At 72.9% G+C, this 21,350-nt stretch carries 24 protein-coding genes; 10 read left to right on the plus strand and 14 right to left on the minus strand.

The window, feature by feature from the left end; translation table 11 throughout:
- Nucleotides 1–13: 13 nt before the first annotated feature.
- From DMP17_RS18835 to dxr, 6 genes are read right to left on the minus strand one after another with little or no spacing between them, the layout of a single operon-like run.
- Nucleotides 14–799: a CPBP family intramembrane glutamic endopeptidase gene (locus DMP17_RS18835; RefSeq protein WP_337832700.1), complete on the minus strand. Its 786-nt coding sequence runs from the start codon at nucleotides 797–799 to the stop codon at nucleotides 14–16.
- A 26-nt stretch (nucleotides 800–825) separates the two neighbouring features.
- Nucleotides 826–1,659 carry a GNAT family N-acetyltransferase gene (locus DMP17_RS18840; RefSeq protein WP_226355774.1) on the minus strand — a complete coding sequence of 278 codons (834 nt, stop codon included), beginning with the start codon at nucleotides 1,657–1,659 and terminating at the stop codon, nucleotides 826–828.
- 45 nt (nucleotides 1,660–1,704) lie between these two features.
- Nucleotides 1,705–2,862, minus strand: a complete 1,158-nt coding sequence (gene ispG / locus DMP17_RS18845) for a flavodoxin-dependent (E)-4-hydroxy-3-methylbut-2-enyl-diphosphate synthase (protein ID WP_337830206.1) — start codon at nucleotides 2,860–2,862, stop codon at nucleotides 1,705–1,707.
- Nucleotides 2,863–2,917: 55 nt separating this feature from the next.
- Nucleotides 2,918–3,409 carry a phosphatase domain-containing protein gene (locus DMP17_RS18850; protein ID WP_226365961.1) on the minus strand — a complete coding sequence of 164 codons (492 nt, stop codon included), beginning with the start codon at nucleotides 3,407–3,409 and terminating at the stop codon, nucleotides 2,918–2,920.
- Nucleotides 3,406–4,725 (minus strand): M50 family metallopeptidase, encoded by a 1,320-nt coding sequence (locus DMP17_RS18855; RefSeq protein ID WP_337830207.1) that lies wholly within the window; start codon nucleotides 4,723–4,725, stop codon nucleotides 3,406–3,408. Before DMP17_RS18855 ends, DMP17_RS18850 begins: the two co-directional genes overlap by 4 nt.
- Nucleotides 4,722–5,867: a 1-deoxy-D-xylulose-5-phosphate reductoisomerase gene (gene dxr, locus DMP17_RS18860; protein WP_226365963.1), complete on the minus strand. Its 1,146-nt coding sequence runs from the start codon at nucleotides 5,865–5,867 to the stop codon at nucleotides 4,722–4,724. Before dxr ends, DMP17_RS18855 begins: the two co-directional genes overlap by 4 nt.
- A gap of 73 nt (nucleotides 5,868–5,940) precedes the next feature.
- Between dxr and DMP17_RS18865 the strand changes: the two genes are divergently transcribed.
- The 3 genes from DMP17_RS18865 to DMP17_RS18875 are packed head-to-tail and all read left to right on the plus strand — an operon-like array spanning nucleotide 5,941 to nucleotide 7,406.
- Nucleotides 5,941–6,228 carry a DUF2631 domain-containing protein gene (locus DMP17_RS18865; protein ID WP_226355770.1) on the plus strand — a complete coding sequence of 96 codons (288 nt, stop codon included), beginning with the start codon at nucleotides 5,941–5,943 and terminating at the stop codon, nucleotides 6,226–6,228.
- A 9-nt stretch (nucleotides 6,229–6,237) separates the two neighbouring features.
- Nucleotides 6,238–7,218, plus strand: coding sequence for a non-homologous end-joining DNA ligase (gene ligD, locus DMP17_RS18870; RefSeq protein ID WP_226365964.1), 981 nt, complete (start codon nucleotides 6,238–6,240; stop codon nucleotides 7,216–7,218).
- A gap of 11 nt (nucleotides 7,219–7,229) precedes the next feature.
- Nucleotides 7,230–7,406: a hypothetical protein gene (locus DMP17_RS18875; RefSeq protein WP_226355768.1), complete on the plus strand. Its 177-nt coding sequence runs from the start codon at nucleotides 7,230–7,232 to the stop codon at nucleotides 7,404–7,406.
- Here DMP17_RS18875 and mug read toward each other — a convergent pair.
- Nucleotides 7,403–7,975 carry a G/U mismatch-specific DNA glycosylase gene (gene mug, locus DMP17_RS18880; protein ID WP_337830208.1) on the minus strand — a complete coding sequence of 191 codons (573 nt, stop codon included), beginning with the start codon at nucleotides 7,973–7,975 and terminating at the stop codon, nucleotides 7,403–7,405. The genes DMP17_RS18875 and mug overlap by 4 nt on opposite strands.
- 89 nt (nucleotides 7,976–8,064) lie before the next feature.
- Between mug and DMP17_RS18885 the strand changes: the two genes are divergently transcribed.
- Together DMP17_RS18885 and DMP17_RS18890 are read left to right on the plus strand one after the other, a co-directional pair.
- Nucleotides 8,065–9,129 carry an ATP-dependent DNA ligase gene (locus DMP17_RS18885; RefSeq protein WP_226355766.1) on the plus strand — a complete coding sequence of 355 codons (1,065 nt, stop codon included), beginning with the start codon at nucleotides 8,065–8,067 and terminating at the stop codon, nucleotides 9,127–9,129.
- A gap of 124 nt (nucleotides 9,130–9,253) precedes the next feature.
- Nucleotides 9,254–10,117: a type IV toxin-antitoxin system AbiEi family antitoxin domain-containing protein gene (locus DMP17_RS18890; RefSeq protein WP_226365966.1), complete on the plus strand. Its 864-nt coding sequence runs from the start codon at nucleotides 9,254–9,256 to the stop codon at nucleotides 10,115–10,117.
- Nucleotides 10,118–10,175: 58 nt separating this feature from the next.
- Here DMP17_RS18890 and DMP17_RS18895 read toward each other — a convergent pair whose 3' ends face one another.
- Nucleotides 10,176–11,168 carry a LacI family DNA-binding transcriptional regulator gene (locus tag DMP17_RS18895; protein ID WP_337830209.1) on the minus strand — a complete coding sequence of 331 codons (993 nt, stop codon included), beginning with the start codon at nucleotides 11,166–11,168 and terminating at the stop codon, nucleotides 10,176–10,178.
- Between the two features lie 159 nt (nucleotides 11,169–11,327).
- On the opposite strand from DMP17_RS18895, the gene DMP17_RS18900 reads away from it, so the two are divergent.
- Genes DMP17_RS18900 through DMP17_RS18915 form a run of 4 tightly spaced genes read left to right on the plus strand, consistent with a single transcriptional unit; the run spans nucleotide 11,328 to nucleotide 15,678 of the window.
- The gene (locus DMP17_RS18900; protein WP_226355763.1) at nucleotides 11,328–12,725 is read left to right on the plus strand and encodes an ABC transporter substrate-binding protein; all 1,398 of its coding nucleotides are present in this window, start codon (nucleotides 11,328–11,330) and stop codon (nucleotides 12,723–12,725) included.
- The gene (locus DMP17_RS18905) at nucleotides 12,722–13,660 is read left to right on the plus strand and encodes a carbohydrate ABC transporter permease (protein WP_373324099.1); all 939 of its coding nucleotides are present in this window, start codon (nucleotides 12,722–12,724) and stop codon (nucleotides 13,658–13,660) included. The genes DMP17_RS18900 and DMP17_RS18905 overlap by 4 nt, the downstream gene beginning before the upstream one ends.
- Nucleotides 13,660–14,523 carry a carbohydrate ABC transporter permease gene (locus tag DMP17_RS18910; RefSeq protein ID WP_178376840.1) on the plus strand — a complete coding sequence of 288 codons (864 nt, stop codon included), beginning with the start codon at nucleotides 13,660–13,662 and terminating at the stop codon, nucleotides 14,521–14,523. Before DMP17_RS18905 ends, DMP17_RS18910 begins: the two co-directional genes overlap by 1 nt.
- A gap of 30 nt (nucleotides 14,524–14,553) precedes the next feature.
- Nucleotides 14,554–15,678, plus strand: a complete 1,125-nt coding sequence (locus tag DMP17_RS18915; RefSeq protein ID WP_208822439.1) for an ABC transporter ATP-binding protein — start codon at nucleotides 14,554–14,556, stop codon at nucleotides 15,676–15,678.
- A gap of 39 nt (nucleotides 15,679–15,717) precedes the next feature.
- Here the strand turns inward: DMP17_RS18915 and rlmN are convergent, their stop codons facing one another.
- On the minus strand, nucleotides 15,718–16,827 hold the full coding sequence (gene rlmN, locus DMP17_RS18920) for a 23S rRNA (adenine(2503)-C(2))-methyltransferase RlmN (protein ID WP_062401040.1): 1,110 nt from the start codon (nucleotides 16,825–16,827) through the stop codon (nucleotides 15,718–15,720).
- A gap of 31 nt (nucleotides 16,828–16,858) precedes the next feature.
- Entirely contained in the window at nucleotides 16,859–17,437 is a 579-nt protein-coding gene (locus DMP17_RS18925) for a hypothetical protein (protein WP_337830210.1), read from the minus strand.
- Nucleotides 17,438–17,609: 172 nt separating this feature from the next.
- Between DMP17_RS18925 and DMP17_RS18930 the strand changes: the two genes are divergently transcribed.
- Nucleotides 17,610–18,092 (plus strand): Rieske (2Fe-2S) protein, encoded by a 483-nt coding sequence (locus tag DMP17_RS18930; RefSeq protein ID WP_226355761.1) that lies wholly within the window; start codon nucleotides 17,610–17,612, stop codon nucleotides 18,090–18,092.
- A 22-nt stretch (nucleotides 18,093–18,114) separates the two neighbouring features.
- Here the strand turns inward: DMP17_RS18930 and DMP17_RS18935 are convergent, their stop codons facing one another.
- From DMP17_RS18935 to tsf, 4 genes are all read right to left on the minus strand, one after another.
- On the minus strand, nucleotides 18,115–18,867 hold the full coding sequence (locus tag DMP17_RS18935; protein WP_226365971.1) for a class I SAM-dependent methyltransferase: 753 nt from the start codon (nucleotides 18,865–18,867) through the stop codon (nucleotides 18,115–18,117).
- Entirely contained in the window at nucleotides 18,864–19,799 is a 936-nt protein-coding gene (locus DMP17_RS18940; RefSeq protein ID WP_374203836.1) for a phosphatidate cytidylyltransferase, read from the minus strand. The genes DMP17_RS18935 and DMP17_RS18940 overlap by 4 nt, the downstream gene beginning before the upstream one ends.
- Nucleotides 19,800–19,804: 5 nt before the next feature.
- Complete coding sequence (gene frr / locus DMP17_RS18945) at nucleotides 19,805–20,362, minus strand: ribosome recycling factor (protein ID WP_020622047.1); 558 nt, start codon at nucleotides 20,360–20,362, stop codon at nucleotides 19,805–19,807.
- A 101-nt stretch (nucleotides 20,363–20,463) separates the two neighbouring features.
- Complete coding sequence (gene tsf, locus DMP17_RS18950; protein WP_226355759.1) at nucleotides 20,464–21,279, minus strand: translation elongation factor Ts; 816 nt, start codon at nucleotides 21,277–21,279, stop codon at nucleotides 20,464–20,466.
- Between the last annotated feature and the right edge of the window lie 71 nt (nucleotides 21,280–21,350).

Genomic DNA, 21,350 nt, shown 5'->3' on the forward strand with positions numbered 1-21,350 from the left:
GGATGCCCGTCGCTCACAGCACCCCGGCGAACGCCAGCGCGACGACCTGGGCCATCGCGTTGTGCACCAGGTGCGTGACCACCCCCGGCCACACCGAGCCGCTGCGTCGCCGCAGCTCGCCGGCGACCAGGCCGACCACCAGGGCCGTCACGAACACCGCGTTCAGCCCGTGTGCCAGAGCGAACACCAGCGCGCTGCCCACCACACCGACGACGGCGCCGTAGCGCAGCAGCGCCGAGGTGACCACCCCGCGGAACAACAGCTCCTCGCCCAGCGGGGTCAGCACGGCGAGGAACAGCAGCGACAGCGCCACCGACCAGGCCCCGCCGCTGCCCGCGTCGGTGTAGGAGCCCTGGATGTTCTCCGGTTCCAGCCCGACCAGGACCATGCCGACGGCCAGCAGCCTGCTGACCACGAATGCGAGCAGCGCGCCCGCGACGCCGAGCAGCAGCCACCGCACCGTCGTCGAGCGGATCCCGAACCCGGACAGCGGGCGGCGACGGACGGCGACGGCCGCGGCGAACCCGGCGATGCCCGCGATCCCCGACAGCGCCGCGAGGAACAGGCCCCCGGCGAGCGGACCGGGGTCGAGGGTCCGCAGCACCAGCGGTCCGCCCCCGTAGGCGACGGCGGCCAGCACGACCAGGCCGACGACGACCTCCACCCACCCCGGGCGCGGACCGGTCCCGGTGGTGACCGGCGACGCGGAGCTGGAACGGGACACGACGACCTCCCTGCTCGTGGTGGCGCGGCGGATGTCCGCGACCACGGCCGAGTCGACACCGTGCCGTTGCGGCACGGTCAAGTACCGCCACTCGATCGTGGTCAGAACAGGACGGTGGCGAACCGTGCGACCTGGACGAAGCCCACCCGCTGGTACGCGGCCCTGGCCGGGGCGTTGAAGGCGTTGACGTACAGGCTGGCGCGGCGGCCCATCCCGGCGAGCGCGACGGCGACCGCCGAGGTCCCGGCCGTGCCGAGCCCGTGCCCGCGCCAGGCCGGGTTCACCCAGACCCCCTGGATCTGGCCGACGGTGCGCGACAGGGCGCCGATCTCGGCCTTGAACACGACCTCGCCGTCGTGGAACCGGGCGAACGCCCGCCCGGAGGTGATCAGCTCGGCGACCCGGGCCCGGTAGCCCGCCCCGCCGTCGCCCTCGCGGGGGTCGACGCCGACCTCCTCGGTGAACATCGCGACGGCGGCCGGCAGGTAGCGGTCGAGCTCGGAGATGCGGACCGGACGCACCCGGGTGTCGGGCGCGATCATCGGCGGCCGTTCGAGGGTCATCAGCGGCTGGTCGGGCCGGATCTCGCGGGCCGGGCCCCAGCCCGGTGCGAGCTCCTCCCACAGCGGCAGGACGAGCTCGGCCCGCCCCACCAGCGACGAGCACACCCGTCCGGCCCGGCGGGCCCGGTCGGCGAAGGCACGCAGCGCCGCCCGGTCACCGCGCAGCGGCACCAGGTTCGCCCCGGAGAAGCACAGACCGTCCGCCGGGGCCCCGTGGGACCACAGCTCACCGCCCAGCCGCCACGGGTCGAGGCCGACCGCCTCGATGCGGGAGGCGACCATGCACGCGGCGACCGGGTCGGCGTCGAGCACGTCGTGCACCCCGGAGCGGTGACGATCGTCGAGAAGCCGTGCTCCGGCCACCCTCAGCACGGGTTCATGATGCCACGCCGACGCCCGTCCGGTACCGGCACTCGCTCAGCCGACGGTCACCTGCGGTTCACCCGTCACACCGTCCACGCTGTCGCCCATCTCCTCGGCGAGCCGCGTGGCCTCCTCGATCAGCGTCTCCACGATCTTGTGCTCGGGGACGGTCTTGATGACCTCGCCCTTGACGAAGATCTGGCCCTTGCCGTTGCCGGAGGCGACGCCCAGATCGGCCTCGCGGGCCTCACCGGGACCGTTGACGACGCAGCCCATGACGGCCACGCGCAGCGGGACCTCCATGCCGGTCAGACCGGCGGTGACCTCGTCGGCGAGGGTGTAGACGTCGACCTGGGCCCGCCCGCAGGACGGGCAGGACACGATCTCGAGCTTGCGCGGGCGCAGGTTCAGCGACTCGAGGATCTGCTGGCCGACCTTGATCTCCTCGACCGGCGGCGCGGACAGCGAGACCCGGATGGTGTCGCCGATGCCCTGGCGCAGCAGCGCCCCGAACGCGACGGCCGACTTGATCGTGCCCTGGAACGCGGGCCCGGCCTCGGTGACGCCCAGGTGCAGCGGGTAGTCGCACTGCTCGGCGAGCAGCTCGTAGGCCCGCACCATGACGACCGGGTCGTTGTGCTTGACCGAGATCTTGATGTCGTGGAAGTCGTGCTCGGCGAACAGGCCCGCCTCCCACATGGCCGACTCGGCGAGCGCCTCGGGCGTCGCCTTGCCGTACTTCTCCATCAGGCGCTTGTCGAGCGAGCCCGCGTTGACCCCGATCCGGATCGGCGTGCCGTGGTCCTTCGCGGCCTGCGCGATCTCCTTGACCTGGTCGTCGAACTTGCGGATGTTGCCCGGGTTCACCCGCACCGCGGCGCAGCCGGCCTCGATCGCGGCGAACACGTACTTGGGCTGGAAGTGGATGTCGGCGATCACCGGGATCTGCGACTTCTGCGCGATCGCAGGCAGGGCCTCGGCGTCGTCGGCGGACGGGCAGGCGACGCGCACGATGTCGCAGCCGGCCGCGGTCAGCTCGGCGATCTGCTGGAGGGTCGCGTTGACGTCGGAGGTCAGGGTGGTCGTCATGGACTGGACGGAGATCGGGTGGTCGGATCCGACACCGACCGGGCCGACCTGCAGCTGCCGCGTCCTCCGGCGCGGGGCCAGGGTCGGCGCGGGCGCGGACGGCATACCCAGGGAGACGCTCACGACCTCCACTATCCCACCGCGCCGCGGGACCCGCCGTACCCGGTGAGCAGGGGCACTACGTGCGGCCCTGGTTCTCCTGCGCGTCCTGCAGCGTCGAGCTGTGCGGCAGCCAGGTCGCCAGCTCCACCGGCCACCCGTCGTCGGTCAGCACCCGCACCACGGCGGGGTCGTCGTCAAGGATCATCGCGATCTCCCGCTCACGGGCGAGCAGCCGCAGGACCTCGCGCTTGACGTAGCGGGCGGGGCGGTGGTCGTCGTCGGGGCGCATGAACAGCGGCCCGGTCGGCAGGCCGAAGCCCTTCAGCCAGGTCTCGGTCAGCCTGCGGTTCCGCTCGGGGCGGCCGGTCAGGTAGATGACGTCGTACTCGCCCTGGGCCGCGCGCAGCCGGTCCGCGCCCTCGTCGAGCAGCGGGTCGGCGTGCGCGGCGGCGAAGAACTTCTCCCACCGGTGCACGTCGAGGTAGTGCAGCCGGTGCGAGACGTCGGCGAGGACGCCGTCGATGTCGAAGACCGCCAGCGGGCGTGCGCCCTCGGGTGCTGCGCTCACCCGAACAGCCGCACCGGGTTGACGATGTCGGCGATCGCGACCATGACCGAGAACCCCAGGAAGACGATCACGAAGACGTAGGCGACGGGTAGCAGCTTGGCCGCGTCGACCGGCCCGGGGTCGGGGCGTCCGAGCAGCTTCGCGGTGTTGCGCTTGATCGCCTCCCAGATCGCCGGGACGATCTGGCCGCCGTCCAGCGGCGGGACCGGCAGCAGGTTCAGGAAGAACAGCGACAGGTTCACCGCGGCGAGCATGTTCAGGAACAGCGACACGTCCTGCTGCCAGGGCACGTTCTGCTGGGCGAGGATCTCGCCACCGATCCGGGAGACGCCGACGACGCCCATCGGGCTGTTCTCGCCCCGCTCCTCACCAAGGAACGCGGCGCCGAACAGCGCCGGGATCCGGGCCGGGATCTGGGTGATCGCCTCGGCGGTGCGGGCCATGCCGTCGCCGATCCGCCCGACCGTCTCCCCCGCGGTGAGCGGCTGGTAGTTCGTGTTCAGCAGCACGCCCAGGTAGCCGGCGGTGATCGTGGCGTTCGGGTCGTCCGACTCGCGGTCCGGCAGCGTGTTGGGGATGACGTCCACGGTCAGCGGGATCTGCTGCCCGTTGCGCTCGACGACGATCGGCGTGGGCCCGGACGACGCGCGGATTGCGTCCTGCACGGCCTCGCCCTCGTCCGCGCCGAACTCGCGGCCGGCGACGGCGACGATCCGGTCGTCGGGCTGCACGCCCGCGGCCAGCGCCGGGGCCCGCGGGGCGCCCGCCGGGCAGCGGTCGGGCGCGCCGTTCTGCACCGCGGTGACCGGGAGGACGCACTCCTCGAGCGCGGAGATCTGGGTGGTCGGGGTGAGCACCCCGACGCCCATCAGCGTCACGAAGAACAGCGCGATCGCCAGGATCAGGTTCATGAACGGCCCGGCGAACATGACGATGATCCGCTTCCACGGCGACCGGGTCCAGAACTGCCGGTCCGCGTCCTGCGGGAGCACGTCGGCCTGCGACTGGCGCCGCGCGTCGTCCATCAGCCCCTGGAAGGGACCGGTGCGACGGTTGCGGCCGAGCGTCCCGCCCTTCGCGGGCGGCAGCATCCCGATCATCCGGACGTAGCCGCCCAGCGGGATCATCTTGATGCCGTACTCGGTCTCGCCGCGCCGCACCGACCAGAGGGTGCGGCCGAAGCCGACCATGAACTCCGGGACCTTGATCCCGAACCAGCGGGCCGTGGTGAAGTGCCCGAGCTCGTGCCAGGCGATCGACAGCAGCAGCCCGAAGAAGAAGATCGCGATACCGACGACCGTCCAGACGATGGTCACGTTCCCGCCTTCTCGCGCGCGTGGGCGCGGGCCCAGGTCTCGGCAGCCAGCACGTCGTCCACGGTAGCCGGGTCACCCGTCCAGGCGTCGGCCGCCTCCAGTACCCCGCCGAGCAGGTCGGTGACGTCGGTGTAGCCGATCGCCCCGGCGACGAACGCCTCGACGAGCTCCTCGTTGGCCGCGTTGAGCACCGCGGGCAGGCAGCCGCCCGTGGTCCCGGCGGCGCGGGCCAGCCGCACACCGGGGAACGCGTCGTCGTCGAGGGGCTCGAAGGTCCAGCTCTGCGCGGTGTCCCACCGGCACGGCGCCGAGGCGCCGGCGATGCGGTCCGGCCAGCCGAGCGCCAGCGCGATCGGCAGCCGCATGTCCGGCGGCGACGCCTGCGCGATCGTCGAGCCGTCGGTGAAGGTGACCATCGAGTGCACGATCGACTGCGGGTGCACGGTGACGTCGATGCGGTCGTAGGGCACCCCGAACAGCAGGTGCGCCTCGATCACCTCGAGGCCCTTGTTCACCAGCGTCGCCGAGTTGATCGTGATGACCGGGCCCATGTCCCAGGTCGGGTGCTTGAGGGCCTGCTCGACGGTCACGTCCCGCAGTGACGCGCGCGACCGGCCGCGGAACGGGCCGCCCGAGGCGGTGAGGACCAGCCGGTCGACCTCGGACTCCCGTCCGCCGCGCAGGCACTGCGCGAGCGCGGAGTGCTCGGAGTCGACCGGCACGATCTGGCCCGGCGCGGCCGCCGCCGACACCAGCGGGCCGCCCGCGACCAGCGACTCTTTGTTCGCCAGCGCGAGCCGGGCGCCGGTGGCGAGCGCGGCCAGGGTCGGGCCGAGGCCGCGGGAGCCGGTGATGCCGTTCAGGACGATGTCGGCGCCGCAGGCGGTGACCAGCTCGGTCGCGGCGTCCGGGCCGTCGAGCACCTCGACGCCGGGCAGCTCCTCCCGCAGCCGCACCGCCGCCGCGGCGGACGCGACCGCGACCCGCCCGACCCGGTGCGCGCGGACCTGGGACACCAGCAGGTCCACGTCCGATCCGCCCGCGGCCAGCCCGGACACCGTGAACCCGCCGGCGCGGGTGATCACGTCCAGGGCCTGGGTGCCGATCGACCCGGTGCTGCCCAACACGACGAGTGACTTCATCACGGCACATCATCCTCGCCCCGCGAGCTGTGCGACGATGACCCCGCACGGAGCCGGACCAGGAGGAACCCCAGTGGCCAGCAAGGCAGTGGCGAGCAACGCAGTCCCGAGCAGGACGCGCGAGATCGCGATCAGGTCCGGCGTCGACCCGGCGGACGAGCCGTCGGTCGACTGGGGTTGGCACCAGAACTTCTCCAAGGGTCTGCCGATCGCGGCCGCCGTCGCCGGCATCGCGCTGCTGCTGTTCACGATCGGCCACCCGACCAGCTGGACCGAGTTCCTCTTCTCGGCCGTGCCCGCCGTCGTCTGCCTGATCGGTGCGGTCGCGCTCCCGGTCTACCGTCGGCGTCGCCGGCTCTGACCCCGTCGGGTGGCCGCGCGCGGTGCGGGTGAGCCGGTCGAGCTGACGATCGGCGACCGCGTGGTGCGGCTGTCCAGCCCCGACCGCGTCTACTTCCCGGAGCGGGGCGAGACCAAGCGGGACCTGGCCGACTACTACACCGCCGTCGGCGACGGCGTCGTCCGCGCGCTGCGCGACCGGCCGTGCATGCTGCACCGCTTCCCCACCGGCGTCACCGGGGAGAAGGTGCACCAGAAGCGGCTGCCGCGCGGCGCCCCCGACTGGGTCCGCACCGTCCGCGTGACCTTCCCGCGGTACAACCGCACCGCCGACGAGCTGTGCGTCGCCCACCCGGCCGACGTCGTCTGGGCGGTCCAGATGTCGACGGTCGAGTTCCACCCCTGGAACTCCCGCGCCGCCGACGTCGAGTCCCCCGACGAGTGGCGCATCGACCTGGACCCGATGCCCGACGCGTCCTGGGCCGACGTCCGCCGCGTCGCCGGTGTGGTGCACGAGGTGCTCGACGAGCTGGGCGCGACCGGGTTCCCGAAGACCTCCGGCGGCTCCGGGCTGCACGTCTACGTGCGCATCCCGCCCGACCACGGATTCGCCGACGTCCGCCGCGCCGCGCACGCGTTCGCCCGCGAGGTGGAGCGACGCTGCGACCGCGTCGACCTGTCCTGGTGGCGCAAGGACCGCGACCCGTCGACGGTCTTCGTCGACTACAACCAGAACGCCCGCGACCACACGATCGCCTGCGCCTACTCGGTGCGCGGCACCCCCGACGCGCGGGTGTCGGCCCCGGTGACCTGGGACGAAGTCGACGACTGCGAGCCCCGGGACTTCACGATCGCCACCGTCCCGGCCCGCTACGCCGAGCTGGGCGACCTGCACGCCGGCATCGACGAGGCCGTGTTCGGCATCGAGCCGCTGCTGGAGTGGGCCGACCGCGACGAGCGCGACGGCGCCGAGACGCCCGATCTGCCCGATCTCGACGGAGGCGGCCGCTAGGCTCGGCGCCCATGGACGACGGGCCACGCAAGGACAGGTTGAACCGACTCGGGTACGGGATCGGCGGCGGTCTCGCCGTCGGGTCCGCCGTGTGGGTGCTGTCCGGCACGTGGTGGTGGCTGCTGGTCTTCCTCGCCGTCGGCCTGGCGCTCGGGCTGTTCCTGCGCGCGACGACCCCGGGGGCCTAAACCGGCCCCTGCTCCCGGGCGCGGGCCCGCAGCCGCGCGAACTCGGCGACCATCGCCGCGCGCGACCAGTGCGCGTTGAGCCCCGAGGGGTTCGGCAGCACCCAGATCCCGGTCGCCCCCAGCCGGTCGGTCTGCTCCCCCACCGCCGCGTCGCGCCGCCCGAACGCGGTCCGGTAGGCCCCGATCCCGACGACGGCCAGCCACCCCGGCTCCCGCGCCGCGACCAGCGCGCGCAGCCGCTCCCCACCGGCGACGACCTCGTCGTCGGACAGCTCGTCGGCCCGCGCGGTGGCCCGGGGCGCCATGTTCGTGATGCCGAGCCCGAGCCGCGCCAGCTCGCCCTGCTCGGCCGGTGCCAGCAGGCGCGGGGTGAACCCGGCCCCGTGCAGCACCGGCCAGAACCGGTTGCCGGGACGGGCGAAGTGGTGCCCGGTCGCCGCCGACACCAGGCCGGGGTTGATGCCGCAGAACAGCACCCGCAGCGGCGGGTCGCCGGGCCCGGGCAGGACGTCGTCGATCGTCGCGTCCCGCGCCCGCTCCAGCGCCTCCCGGTCGGGCAGTCGTCCCACACCGATCAGTCTGGCCCACCCGGCCGGTCCCCCCTCGGACGGGCGAGCCGGGATGCTCGCGCCGACGATCGAGAGGAGACTCGTCCGCCGTGGACCTGCCCGTGATGCCCCCGGTGAAGCCGATGCTGGCCAAGCCCGCCCCGTCGATCCCCGAGGGCAGGCTCTACGAGCCCAAGTGGGACGGCTTCCGCTCGATCGTCTTCCGCGACGGCGACGAGGTCGAGATCGGCTCCCGCAACGAGAAGCCGATGACCCGCTACTTCCCCGAGGTCGTCGAGGCGGTGAAGGCGCACTTTCCGCCGCGCGCGGTCGTCGACGGGGAGATCGTCGTCGCCTCCGGGAACGCGCTGGACTTCGAGGCGCTCCAGCAGCGGATCCACCCCGCGGCCAGCCGGGTGACGCTGCTCTCGACCGAGACGCCGGCGTCGTTCGTGGCCTTCGACCTGCTGGCCCTCGGCGACGACGACCTCACCGCGCGCCCGTTCGCCGAGCGCCGCGCGCTGCTGGAGGAGGCGTTCGCCGGCGTCGCCCCGCCGGTGCACCTCACCCCGCTCACCGACGACACCGGCACCGCGCGCCGCTGGTTCGAGAAGTTCGAGGGCGCCGGGCTCGACGGGCTCATCGCGAAGGACCCGGCCGGGACCTACCAGCCCGACAAGCGCGTCATGACCAAGGTGAAGCACGAGCGGACCGCGGACTGCGTCGTCGCCGGGTACCGGGTGCACAAGTCCGGTCCGGACGCCGTCGGGTCGTTGCTGCTGGGCCTGCACGACGCCCGCGGGGTGCTCGTGTCGGTCGGGGTCGTCGGGGCGTTCCCGATGGCACGCCGCCGCGAGCTCATGACCGAGCTGCAGCCGCTGGTCACCGACTTCGACGACCACCCGTGGGCCTGGGCGAAGCAGCTGGAGGGCGAGCGCACCCCGCGCAAGTCCGAGACGAGCCGGTGGAACGCCGGCAAGGACCTGTCCTTCGTCCCGCTGCGCCCGGAGCGGGTGGTCGAGGTCCGCTACGACTACATGGAGGGCGAGCGGTTCCGCCACACCACCCAGTTCGTGCGGTGGCGCCCGGACCGCGAGCCCGCCTCGTGCACCTACGAGCAGCTGGAGCGCCCGGTGACCTTCGACCTCGCGGAGGTGCTCGCCGGGCGCGGGTGATCCTTCTCCGTGGAACCCGCACCGCCCTGCGGGGGACCCCGGACTCCGCGGAGAAGGATCACTACTGCGAACGGCTCCCCGCGTTCGCCCGTGGCGCGCGCGGCTCCCGGCCAGGGTGCGCCGCATGGACCTCGACACGGTGCTGCGCGGTCAGGACGGCGTGTTCTCCCGGGGGCAGGCGCTGGCGTGCGGGGTCTCGGCGAAGGCACTGCGCGGCCGGGTCGCCCGCGGCGCCCTGGTGGTCGTGGCACCGGGGGTGTACCGGGCGTCGTCGCACCGGCCCACCGCATGGGGACGGGTGGTGGCCGCCGCGTTGTGGGCCGGGCCGGGCGCCGTCGTCGACGGGCCCGCAGCGGCGTTCCTGCACCGGATGTCGGTGCCCACCACCGCGTTCCCGGTCGTGGGGGTGACCGTGCCCGCGCACGCGCGGCGCACACCGCCGGACGGGATCCGGGTCCGCCGGCGCACCCTGGACGCGGCGGACCGGACGGAACGGCGCGGTGTCGCCGTCACGGCACCGGCCCTGACCGCGCTGGAGACGGCCGTCGCCCTCGCCGACGGCGCCACCTTCCTCGACCGGGTGCTGCAGCGGGGACTGCCCTTCCCCGAGCTGCTCGCCGCGTTCCAGCGCGGGGTCGGCACCCACGGCTGGGCTCGGGCCCGCGAGCTCGTCGTCGAGGCCGCCGACCGGGCCGACTCGCGGGCCGAGCGGCGCCTCGTCGTGCACCTGCGACGGGCGGGGCTCACCGGGTTCGTCCTCGGATGGCCCTTCGGTCCGTGGCTGGTGGACGTCGCGTTCGTGGCGGAGCGGCTCGCGGTGGAGATCGACGGCTGGGCGTTCCACTCGGACCCGGCCCGATTCCGGGCCGACCGGCGCAAGCAGAACGCCCTGGTCGCCGCGGGGTGGACGGTGCTGCGGTTCACCTGGCAGGACGTCAGGGACAGGCCGGGCGACACGGTGGGTCGGATCCGGTCGGCGCTGCGGTGATCCTTCTCCGCGGAGCCCGGCGCACCCTGCGGGGTATCGCACGCTCCGCGGAGAAGGATCATGGTCGGCAGCCGCAGGACTCCCGGTGCACGAAGGTCGTCGGCAGCCGCAGCGAGCGCCGCTGCGCCTCGGGCTCGGCCATGCGGCGCAGCAGCAGCCGGACCGCCTCGCGCCCGATGTCCGCGAACGGCTGCGCGACGACGGTGAGGCGCGGGCTGAACGCATCGGCCCACGGGAAGTCGTCGAACGCGGCCAGTGCGAGGTCCCCGGGGATGCGCAGGCCCAGGTCGTGGGCGGCCTGGACGGCGCCGATCGTCATCGCGTTGTTGCCGGTGACCAGCGCGGCGGGCCGCCCGGGCGAGGCCAGCAGCTCACGCACGACGGCGCGGGCGGGCTCGCTGTCCGAGCGACCCTCCACCACCGGCCCGGGCGGGAGGCCGGCCCGGCGCATCCCGAGGCGGTAGCCCGCGAGGCGCTCGACGGTCGTCGCGAGCCCGGCCAGGCCTGCGACGAAGCCGATGCTCGCGTGCCCGGCCTCGGCCAGGTGGGTGACCAGCCCGGCGACGGGCTCGACGTTCTCCGAGCCGACCTCGTCCAGCTCGCCGTCGAGCATCCGGTCGACCAGTACCGTCGGCACGCCCTGCGCGGCGAGCGCCTCCAGGGTCGCGGTGGAGTTGCCCGAGGGGGCGAACAGCACGCCGTCGACGCGGCTGCGGAGCTGTGCGACGGCCGTCGCCTCGTAGCCCGGGTCATCGTGCGGGTCGGCGAGCAGCAGGGTGTGCCCGGCCGCGGCGGACTCGTCCTCGATCGCGTGCAGCAGCTCGCCCAGGTACGGGTTGGAGATCGCCGACAGCGCGAGCCCGACGGTCCGGGTGCGCGCGGTCGCGAGCGAGCGGGCGGCGGCGTTGGGCGTGTAGTGCACCTGCGCCATCGCGGCCAGCACCTGCTCGCGGGTGGTCTCCCGGACGGGCCGGGTGCCGTTCAGGACGTGGGACACGGTCGCGGTGGAGACCCCGGCGAGCCGGGCGACCTCGGCCATGGTCGCGATCACACACCTCCGAGGCGGGTCACGGGTTGGCGACAGCGTACAGGCAACCGGTTGCGCAAGCGGTTGCTCCACGCATACCGTGCACCGGTCATACCGGACGGACGTGTCCCGGACCACACCGTTGCACACCCGTCGGAGCCCTCGACGACGAGGAGAGTGCCCGTGCGCCCGAGAACCAGGTCGCGTCCCGCCGTCCTCACCGCGCTGCTGGCGGTCATCGGTCTCGCCCTCACCGGCTGCGCCGGGGCCGGCACGTTCGGCCTGCCCGAGGGCACGCGGATCGTGACGATCGCGATCGTGTCCAACCCGCAGATGGAGGACGCGATCGAGCTCAGCCCGCGGTTCGAGGCCGAGAACCCCGGCATCACCGTGCGCTTCGTGAGCCTGTCGGAGAACGAGGCCCGCGCGAAGATCACCGCGTCGGTCGCCACCGGCGGCGACGAGTTCGACGCCGTGATGATCTCGAACTACGAGACCCCCCAGTGGGCCCGCAACGGCTGGCTGGTCGACCTCGACCCGCTGATGGACGCCACCCCCGGCTACGACCGGGACGACTTCACCCCGACCATCCGCGGCGCCCTGTCCGGCCCCGACGGACACATGTACTCGGTGCCGTTCTACGGCGAGTCGGCGTTCCTGATGTACCGCAAGGACCTGTTCGAGCAGGCCGGGCTGACCATGCCCGCGAAGCCGACCTGGGACCAGGTCGCGCAGTTCGCCGACCGCCTCACCGACCGCGAGCAGGGCCGCGGTGGCATCTGCCTGCGCGGCAAGCCCGGCTGGGGCGAGGTCATGGCCCCGGTCGACGCGATGATCAACTCCTACGGCGGCCGCTGGTTCGACGACCAGTGGAACGCCCAGCTGACCTCACCCGAGGTGCGCAAGGCGGTCAACTTCTACGTCGACCTCGTCCGCCGCGACGGCCAGGCCGGCGCCGCGGGCTCCGGGTTCTCCGAGTGCGGCAACCAGTTCAGCCAGGGCAACACCGCGATGTGGTTCGACGCCACCGTCGCCGCGGGCCTGCTGGAGGACCCGGCCCAGTCCAACGTCGCCGGGAAGGTCGGCTACGCGCCGGCACCGACCGGCGTCGACGGCCTGTCCTCGGGCTGGCTGTACTCGTGGGCGCTGGCCATCCCCCGCACCACCGCGGAGAAGGGCCCCGAGCAGGTCGACGCGACCTGGAAGTTCCTGTCCTGGATGACGTCCAAGCCGTACCAGAAGATGGTCGGCGAGGAGCTCGGCTGGACCTCGGTCCCGCCCGGCGCCCGCCAGTCGACCTACCGGATCCCCGAGTACGTCGCGGCGTCGAAGGCCTACGCGCCGCAGACCATCGCCGCGATCAACGCCGCGGACCAGGACCGGCCGACCCGCGACCCCGTCCCGTACACCGGGCTGCAGTTCGTCGGGATCCCCGAGTTCCAGGACCTGGGGACCCGGGTCAGCCAGCAGATCTCCGCGGCCATCGCCGGGCAGCAGACCGCGGACGAGGCCCTCGACCAGGCCCAGCAGTACGCCGAGACCGTCGGCGAGTCCTACCAGCAGAGCGGGGGCGACCGGTGACGACCACAGAGGCACCACCGCAGGCGGCACCGGAACGGCAGACCTCACCGGCCGCGGAGCGCCGCGACGGCTGGATCCGCCGGGCCCCGCTGCTGCCCGCGCTGATCTTCACGATCATCGTCACGCAGCTGCCGTTCCTGGTGACGATCTGGTACTCGCTGCAGTCCTGGAACCTGGTGCGCCCCGGCAGCCAGCGCTTCGTCGGGCTGGAGAACTACGCGACGGTGTTCACCGACTCGCAGTTCCGCGGCGTCGCGCTGAACTCGATCCTGCTGACCCTGGGCGCGGTCGCGATCGCGATGGTGCTCGGGCTGCTGATCGCGCTGCTGCTCAACCGCGCGTTCCTCGGCCGCGGCATCGTCCGGACGCTGATCATCACGCCGTTCCTGATCACCCCGGTCGCCGGTGCGCTGCTGTGGAAGTCGGTGCTGTTCGACCCCACCTACGGCCTGGTGAACTTCCTGCTCTCGCCGTTCGGCGCCGGGCAGACCGACTGGGTGTCCACCTTCCCGCGGGCCGCGGTGATCATCGCGCTGGTGTGGCAGTGGACGCCGTTCATGATGCTGCTGATCCTCGCCGGGCTCGGCTCCCAGCCGCAGGAGGTCCTCGAGGCCGCCCGGATGGACGGGGCGACCGGGTTCGCGGTGTTCCGCGAGGTGACGCTGCCGCACCTGCAGCGGTTCATCGAGCTGGGTGTCGTGCTCGGCGCGATCTACCTGGTCAACACGTTCGACACGATCTACATGATGACCCAGGGCGGTCCGGGTACGGCGTCGGCGAACCTGCCGTTCTACATCTACCAGCGGGCGTTCCTGGGCTTCGACATCGGCGAGTCCGCCGCGATGGGCGTGGTCACCGTGGTCGCGACGATCATCGTCGCCACCCTGGCGCTGCGCCTGATCTTCCGCAGCTTCTCCGCCGCCGAGGAGGCGTGATGACCGCAGTCGCCGAACGGACCTCCACCCCCGCGACGACGCCGCGGAAGGCCCCGCGCGGGGCCGGGCCGCTGCTGAGCGTGCTGGCCTGGATCGTCGGGCTCGGGTTCTTCTTCCCCGTGCTGTGGATGGTGATGACCGCCTTCAAGACCGAGGCGCAGGCCGTCACGATCCCGCCGACGGTGTTCTTCGTCCCCACGTTCGACAACTTCGCCGAGGTGTTCGGCGGCGGGGTCGGGCCCTACCTGCTCAACTCGCTGTTCGCGACGGTCGCCTCGACGGTCCTGGTGCTCCTGCTGGGCACCCCGGCCGCGTTCGCGCTGTCGCTGCGGCCGGTGAAGAAGACCCAGGACGTGCTGTTCTTCTTCATCTCGACCAAGATGCTGCCGGTCGTCGCGGCGATCGTGCCGATCTACGTCGTCGTGAACTACCTGGGCGCGCTGGACAACATCTGGACGCTCGTCGTGCTCTACACGGCGATGAACCTGCCGATCGCGGTGTGGATGATGCGGTCGTTCTTCCTGGAGGTCCCCAAGGAGCTCCTGGAGGCCGCGAGCATGGACGGGGCGTCACTGTGGCGCTCGCTGCGCGAGGTCGTGCTGCCGATCATCTCGCCCGGCATGGCCGCCACCGCGCTGATCTGCATGATCTTCGCCTGGAACGAGTTCTTCTTCGCGGTGAACCTGACCGCCTCGCGGGCCGCGACCGTGCCCGTGTACCTCGTCGGGTTCATCACCTCCGAGGGCCTGTACTTCGCCAGTCTCTGCGCGGCGGCCACCGTAGCCGCGCTGCCGGTCGTCATCGCCGGCTGGATCGCCCAGAACAAGCTGGTCCAGGGCCTGTCCTTCGGGGCCGTCAAGTGATCGTGTTCGTGAACAGGATGGGAGCCCGCCGTGGCTGACGTGGTGTTCGACCAGGCATCTCGGATCTACACCCCCGGAGCCAAGCCGGCCGTCGACCGGCTGGACCTGACGATCGAGGACGGCGAGTTCGTCGTGCTCGTCGGGCCGTCCGGATCGGGCAAGTCGACGGCGCTGCGGATGCTCGCGGGCCTCGAGGAGATCGACGGCGGCTCGATCCGGATCGACGGCGAGAACATGGTCGGGGTCGCCTCCCGGGACCGGGACATCGCCATGGTGTTCCAGAACTACGCGCTCTACCCGAACAAGACCGTCGGGGAGAACATGGCGTTCCCGCTGAAGATGGCCGGGATCGACAAGGCCGAGCGTGCGGTCAAGGTCAAGGAGGCCGCCGAGATCCTCGGCCTGACCGACTACCTCGACCGCAAGCCGCGTGCCCTGTCCGGCGGTCAGCGTCAGCGCGTGGCGATGGGCCGGGCGATCGTGCGCGAGCCGCGGGTCTTCCTGATGGACGAGCCGCTGTCGAATCTCGACGCGAAGATGCGGGTGCAGACCCGCACCGAGATCGCGGCGCTGCAGCGACGCCTGGGCGTCACCACCGTCTACGTCACCCACGACCAGGTCGAGGCCATGACGATGGGCGACCGCGTCGCGCTGCTCGCCGACGGGAAGCTGCAGCAGTTCGCCAGCCCGGCCGACCTGTACGACCGGCCGCAGAACGCGTTCGTCGCCGGGTTCATCGGTTCGCCGGCGATGAACCTGTTCACCGCGAAGGTGACCGAGCGCGGGGTGACCCTCGCCGGGCGGGAGGTCGCGCTGCCCCAGGACGTCCGGTCGACGATCGGGGCGCACCAGCTCACCGAGGTGACCCTGGGCATCCGTCCCGAGCAGTGGACGGTCTCCCCCGACGGCGGCGAGGGCATCCCGGCCCGGGTCGACGTCGTCGAGGAGCTCGGGTCCGACGCCTACCTCTACGGCACCCTGGCCGAGTCCTCCGGTGACCTGTCGGCGACGGCGTCGCTGACCGGCTCGCGCGACGACGCCGTCGTCGTGCGGACCGCGGGGCGCACCGGGGCGCGGCGCGGGGACCGGGTGGCGCTGACCCCGTCGACCGAGGGGCTGCACCTGTTCCACCCGGAGAGCGGCGACCGGCTCTGAGCGGGTCCGCCCGGCGACGCGAGGGGGTCGCCGGGCGGGTCAGCCCGGGTGCGACGCGGCGAGCTGCCCGCAGGCCGCGTCGATCTCCTGGCCGCGGGTGTCGCGGACGGTGCAGGCGACGCCGGCAGCGCGGACCCGGCGCACGAACTCCTCCTCGACGGGCTTCGGCGAGGCGTCCCACTCGCTGCCCGGCGTCGGGTTCAGCGGGATGAGGTTGACGTGCACCCGGGACGTGCCGATGTGCTGCCGCAGGACCTTCGCCAGCATGTCGGCGCGCCACGGCTGGTCGTTCACGTCGCGGATCAGCGCGTACTCGATGGAGACGCGGCGGCCGGTCGTGGTGGCGTAGCGGCGGCCCGCGTCGAGGACCTCGGCCACCTTCCACCGGTTGTTGACCGGGACGAGGGTGTCGCGCAGCTCGTCGTCCGGGCAGTGCAGCGAGATGGCCAGCGTGACCGGGATGCCCTCCTCGCGGAGCCGGTCGATCGCCGGGACGAGCCCGACGGTGGACACGGTGACCCCGCGCGCGGAGATGCCCAGCCCGTCCGGGGCCGGCTCGGTGATCCGGCGGACGGCGGCGACGACCCGCTTGTAGTTGGCGAGCGGCTCGCCCATCCCCATGAACACGACGTTCGACAGCCGGGTCGGCTCGTCCAGCACGCCGTCGCGGGCCTGGGCGGCGGCGCGGCGGACCTGGTCGACGATCTCGGCGGTCGACAGGTTGCGCTGCAGGCCGCCCTGGCCGGTGGCGCAGAACGGGCACGCCATCCCGCAGCCGGCCTGGCTGGAGATGCAGACCGTCGCCCGGTCCGGGTAGCGCATCAGCACGCTCTCGGCGAGCACGCCGTCGTGGCCGCGCCACAGCGTCTTGCGGGTGGCGCCGCCGTCGCAGGCCTTCTCGGTCAGCGGCGTGACCAGCGGCGGGAGCAGCGGGCGCAGCTTCTCCCGGACGTCACCACCGAGGTCGCTCATGGTGTCGAGGTCGTCGGTGAGACGACCGAACCAGTGGCGGGCCAACTGGTCGAGGCGGAACCGCGGTACGCCGAGCTCCTGCGCGACGGCGGCACGGTCGGCCGGGTCGACGTCGGCGAGGTGGCGGGGCGGAGTACCGCGGCGGGGTGCGTCGAAGACGAGCGGGAGGCTGGACATGGCACCTCCAGTGTGCCAGCCCGGCCGCGGGTCAGCGGATCCCGGGGATCCGCACGTTGTAGCGCCGGGACAGGTCCTCCAGGATCCCGAGCCTGCGCGCGGCCGCGACCCACAGCACGATCCCGGCGCAGAGCCCGGTCACCGGCACCGCGGACCCGGTCCCCTGCCCCTGGTAGGTCAGGGCCAGGAAGGCGCCGAACGCGGCGATGAGCAGCACCAAGCCGCCGGTCGCGACGAGGCTGCGCTCCTCCAGCACGGTCGACGCCTGGATCAGCAGCACGCCGACGAGGGCGGCGGACAGGGCGGTGGCCAGCTCGCCGTAGTCGACCAGGGACAGCAGCGACGGCAGCAGCACGACCCCGGCGACGCCGATCACGACCAGCCGCTGCATCCGCCGCTTCCGCTCGGGGTGCAGGGTCACCGCCATCGCCGCGTTGCGCCGGCGCACGATCCACAGGTACGCGGTCAGGAAGATCCCGAGCGCGACGAGGACGGTGGCGAACCCGTTCCCGAGACCACCCGCACCGACCACCCAGGCCAGCAGGCCCAGGACGATCTCCAGGCTCGGCACGGGAACGCCCAGCGACGGCTGGCGCATCGTGTACGGCATGCACCCACGGTAGCGAGAGCGGCCCGGGACACGGCGCGGGTGTGGCGGAACGACACACCCGCCCCACCTCGAACCGGACATCATGGGAGGCTCGTCACGTGCCCGGGTCCCCGAACCCCGGGCCGCCACCACCACACCGCCGGGCCCCCGCCCGGCCTCCCCCAGGAGAGCCATGACCCTCCCCACGACGTCCTCCACCGAGCCCGACCCCGCCCCGCGCGCCGGCGGGCCCGCCCTCGGCCGCCGCGCGATGATCGCCGGTGCCGGCGTGGCCGCGATCGGCGCGGTCGCCGCCTGCGGTGGCGGCGGTTCCACCACCACCGACAACGGCGGGCAGGCCCAGACCGGGGACGCCCCGCAGGGCTCCCCCGGCACCGTCCTCGGCCCGGCGTCCGCGGTGCCGGTCGGCGGCGGCGCGATCTACGCCGACGCGCAGGTCGTCGTCACCCAGCCGCAGCAGGGGACGTTCACCGGGCTGTCCGCGATCTGCCCGCACCAGGGCTGCACCGTCAGCCAGGTCACCGACGGGCAGATCATCTGCCCGTGCCACAACAGCCGCTTCTCCCTCGACGGCGCCGTCGTCGACGGGCCGGCCCAGCGGCCGCTCGACCCGCGGCAGGTCACCGTCGCGGACGGGTCGATCACCCTGGCCTGAGGCCGCTCCCGGCGCCGCGGGCTCAGGACGGCAGGACGAGGCCGTCGGCGCGGCGCCGGGTGTGGAGCCGGTAGCCCACGCGCACGGTGCGGTCGGCGACGTCGTCGATCGCCCGGCGCGCGGTACGGGCGGAGAACTCGATGCGCAGGACCTCCTCCAGGTCCGCGCGGGTGTCGAACCGCCAGGTCGAGGTGACCCGGCGCAGCGCGAAGCCGTGGGCGGCGAAGAACCGGTCGACCGCGGGCGGGTCGTAGCGGGGCAGGTCGGCACGCAGCCACGTCCCGTACGGCCGCACCGTGAAGTCCAGGTCGACGACGGCGAGCACCCCGCCCGGGCGCAGCACCCGCTCGGCCTCGGCGAGCCCCGGTTCGCAGCCCGGCCCGAAGAAGTACGCGGTGCGGGCGTGGACCAGGTCCGCGCAGGCGTCGGGCAGCGGGAGCCGCTCGGCGCCCGCGGTGTGCAGGGTGATGCGGTCGTCACCGGCGACGCGCCGTCGTGCCCGCTCGACCAGCGGCGGGTGCGGCTCGACACCGGTGACGGTGGCGGCCTGCTCGGCGAAGCGCGGCAGGTGGAAGCCGTCCCCGCAGCCGACGTCGACGACGTCGGCCCCCGCCCAGCCGCCGGTCCCGTCCCACAGCGCGGCCCAGAGCTCGCCGTCGGCGTCCTGGGCGCGGTTCTCGGTCTCGTAGACCTCGGGCCAGTTCCAGATGTTCGGGCTGGGGATGGCCGGGCCGGGCTTCGGCTGGCCGCCGAACCCCTGGTAGGTGCGCTTCACGCGAGCGGGACGACGATCCCGAGGATCGCCCAGGCGACGAACGCGGTCGGCAGCAGCGAGTCCAGGCGGTCCATCAGACCGCCGTGCCCGGGCAGCAGGTTGCCCATGTCCTTGACGCCGATGTCGCGCTTCACCAGCGACTCGACCAGGTCGCCCAGGGTGGCCGTCGCGACGAGCAGCGCACCGACGAGCGGCCCCCAGTACCAGGGCGCGTCGAGCATCAGCCCGATACAGAGCGAGCCCGCCGCCATCCCGGCGACCAGCGAGCCCGCGAAGCCCTCCCAGGACTTCTTCGGGCTGATCGTGGGGGCCATCGGGTGCCGGCCCGCGACGACGCCCGCCGCGTACCCGCCGACGTCGGAGGCGACCACGCAGAGCAGGAAGGTCAGGACCCGGCCCACGCCGTCCGGGGCGACGGTCAGCTGCACGGCGAAGGCCACGAGCAGCGGGACGTACACCGCGACGAACAGCGAGGCGCTGATGTCGCGCACGAAGTGCGCCGCGCCGGTCCGCATCCGCCACAGCAGGCAGCCCAGCACCGTCGCGGCGAGGGCGACCGCGGCCCCGTGGAGGCCGAACGGCCAGGACAGCCAGACGACGGCCTGGCCTCCGACCAGCAGCACCGGCAGCGAGACCCGGATGTCGGCGCCCCGGCGCAGCGCGCCCGCGAGCTCCCACGTGCCCACCGCGGTGACGCAGGCGAGCACCAGGACGAAGCCCTGACGCTGGATCAGCAGGCTCAGCAGGATGATGACGCCGAGCCCGACGCCGACCGCGATCGCCGCGACGAGGTTGCGGCCCAGCCGGGACCGCTTGTACCCCTTCTGTCCCCGGACGGGCTTCGGCACGTCCGGGTTCGCCGACACACCGGCCGGCCCGTCACCGGGGAGGTCGGAGGTCACGGGGACGGCGGCGTCGAAGGAGGAGGGCACCGGTCTCAGACCTCGAGGAGCTCGGATTCCTTGTTCTTGACCAGCTCGTCGATCTGCGCGACGTAGCGGTCCGTGACGCCCTGCAGCTCCTTCTCGGCGCGGGCGACCTCGTCCTCGCCGGCCTCGCCGTCACGCTGGATGCGGTGCAGCTCGTCCATCGCCTTGCGGCGCAGGCCGCGGAGCACGACGCGCGCGTCCTCGCCCTTGCCGCGGGCGACCTTGACCATGTCCCGGCGCCGCTCCTCGGAGAGCTGCGGGATGATCACGCGGATGATCTGCCCGTCGTTCGACGGGTTGACCCCGAGGTCCGAGTCGGCGATCGCCTTCTCGAGCTGCTTGAGCTGGCTGGCGTCGTAGGGCTTGATGACCGCCATCCGCGCCTCGGGGATCGACACCGAGGCGAGCTGGTTCAGCGGGGTCCACGCGCCGTAGTAGTCCACGACGATCCGGGAGAACATGTTCGGAGTGGCCCGGCCGGTACGCACCGACGCCAGATCGTCACGGGCGACCGTGACAGCCTTCTCCATCTTCTCCTCGACGTCGAAGAGGGTTTCCTCGATCACGGTTGCATCCCCCGGCCTGGTCGTACTCGCTGGCGGTCACGATCCTCTCACCCTCCGCCCGGGCGGTGCGCGGAGCACCACCCGGGCGGGGGTGGGAAGGATCAGTTCTGGCCGACCTCGAAGCGCACGAAGTCGTTGATGGTCAGACCCGCCTCGTCGGCGACGGCCTTGACCGACTTCTTCGGGTCGACGACGGAGGCCTGCTCCAGGAGCACGACGTCCTTGTAGTAGCCGTTGACCCGGCCCTCGACGATGCGGGGCAGGACCTGCTCGGGCTTGCCCTCCTCGCGGGCGGTCGCCTCCGCGATCTTCTTCTCGTTCTCGACGATCTCGGCGGGGACCTGCTCACGGGTCAGGTACTCCGGCCGGGCCGCCGCGACCTGCATCGCGAGACCGCGGGCGGCCTCGGCGTCGTCGCCCTCGTAGGCGAGCAGGACGCCGATCTGCGGGGGCAGGTCGGTGGCGCGCTTGTGCAGGTAGACGGCCGCCTGGCCGGCGACCTGCGCGTAGCGCTTCAGCTCGAACTTCTCGCCGATGCGGGCCGACAGCTCCTGCACGGCCTCGCCGACGGTGGTGCCCTCGAGCTTGGCCTCACGGAGGGCCTCGAGGTCGGCCGGCTTCTGCTCGACGGCGGCGGCGAGGATCTTCTCGGCCAGCGCGATGAAGTCGTCGGACTTGGCGACGAAGTCGGTCTCGCAGTCCAGCTCGACCAGGGTGCCGCCCTCGGCGACGACCAGGCCGTTGGCGGTGGCGCGCTCGGCGCGCTTGCCGACGTCCTTCGCGCCCTTGATGCGGAGGAGCTCGACGGCCTTGTCGAAGTCGCCCTCGGACTCCTCGAGCGCCTTCTTGCAGTCCATCATCCCGGAGCCGGTGAGCTCACGGAGCCGCTTGACGTCGGCGGCGGTGTAGTTCGCCATCGGGTGTCTCTCGTCCTCTGGGTCGTGACGGGAATGGATCACCGGGTCGCGCCCGGCGGGCCCGCGGTGTG

The sequence above is a fragment of the Pseudonocardia sp. TMWB2A genome (genome assembly GCF_017312135.1).